This window comes from Oligella urethralis DSM 7531 (assembly GCF_000372065.1).
Lineage (GTDB): Bacteria > Pseudomonadota > Gammaproteobacteria > Burkholderiales > Burkholderiaceae_B > Oligella > Oligella urethralis.
This window is the reverse complement of sequence record NZ_AQVB01000046.1, coordinates 1-1,165: the sequence shown is the minus strand read 5'-3', so window position 1 is coordinate 1,165 and position 1,165 is coordinate 1. Positions and strand designations below refer to the sequence as shown.

2 protein-coding genes are annotated in these 1,165 nt (G+C 40.5%); both read right to left on the bottom strand.

Going from position 1 to position 1,165, the window contains the following annotated elements; translation table 11 throughout:
* Nucleotides 1-158 precede the first annotated feature (158 nt).
* On the bottom strand, nucleotides 159-641 hold the full coding sequence (comJ, locus tag A3GA_RS0111090) for a competence protein ComJ (RefSeq protein ID WP_018027470.1): 483 nt from the start codon (nucleotides 639-641) through the stop codon (nucleotides 159-161).
* 40 nt (nucleotides 642-681) lie between these two features.
* Nucleotides 682-1,165, bottom strand: a 484-nt coding sequence (locus tag A3GA_RS11775; protein ID WP_018027469.1) for an RHS repeat-associated core domain-containing protein, incomplete at its 5' end; no start/stop codon positions are given.

The window sequence follows — 1,165 nt, the reverse complement described above, 5'->3', positions numbered from 1 at the left end:
AAACGCTCCTCACCGAGTGGTCCATTGACCTTAAGCAAACGACCAAGGGGATCATACTGATAGCTTAACTCCCCTTTACGACTGTCCTTAATGCCATTGAATCATTAGTTCTTTCAACATAACTCTATGAGAGTCTAACGGCAATCCAACACTGTCCTCTATACAGAGCGACTAGCTAACAACTTTCCCTTTGCACCACCAAATCGATCATCTATAAAAAACTCAGCGGTCTCAGGTAAGGTGGAATTGTTAGGAATTAAAACAATATTAAAATACAATTCTTCTTGCTCCGAATCCTCACAAACTTCAAAATATCCAGTATAGACACCTGGCGCTATATCTAATTTCAACTCATGTTCTGCCATGGGCGATGATAAATATAAATCCCCAACTACAATGAATGGAAATTTAAGTACTCTATGAACATCTGAAGATGGCGTAAAACCTTTTGCCAAGCGAACATTTACTACAGCATCAAAATCACCGGAAGCAATGGGGTCGAAAACAACATGGGACTTACCCAAAATAGCACCTTGCTGAATTTCGTCTTTTGTCCAATCATTAAAACTTTCATCGTATGGACCGCTTCTAAAGTGAATTTGACGATGTGAAACGTATAGGTCAATTGATATTTCGTTCATATTTTTAACTCCTTAAAATAAATACATAGTTCATAATGAATTAGTCAACAATCTGCACAAGAATACGAGTATTTTCAGATAGTCCACGAGTTGCACAATCAATACTGGCACCTGCCCCTCTATTATCAGAAGGGTCTATATGTCTAACACTAGCGCCTTCGCCACCTTCTTTAAACATTGCCATTGGCCACTCATCACGGTCTAAACCCAACTTAGTTTCAATACCTTTTAAACTTGCTCGTCTATTTGCACTAGTCTTACCACCTATTGTCACAACCTGAGCATGACCTGCTTTAATAGCATCTTCAATATGGGTAAAAGTTTCTGGATAGACAGAACGACTTAACTCCATGACCACATCATACCGTTGATTCTTAAAAACTCCCGCTTTTGTTATTATGTTAACACCTTTCCACCCCAACGGATCCGCCCACTCCACCGGGTTCGGGGCGTATTGATAGAGGTTAATCCCTCCCATCAAGCCGATCGGGTCTTGGCTGATAAAGCGACCTAGCTCTGGGTCA

Bases quoted from the DNA above. Each gene is read 5' to 3' on its own strand.
- comJ (WP_018027470.1), bottom strand. From the start codon at position 641: ATGAACGAAATATCAATTGACCTATACGTTTCACATCGTCAAATTCAC.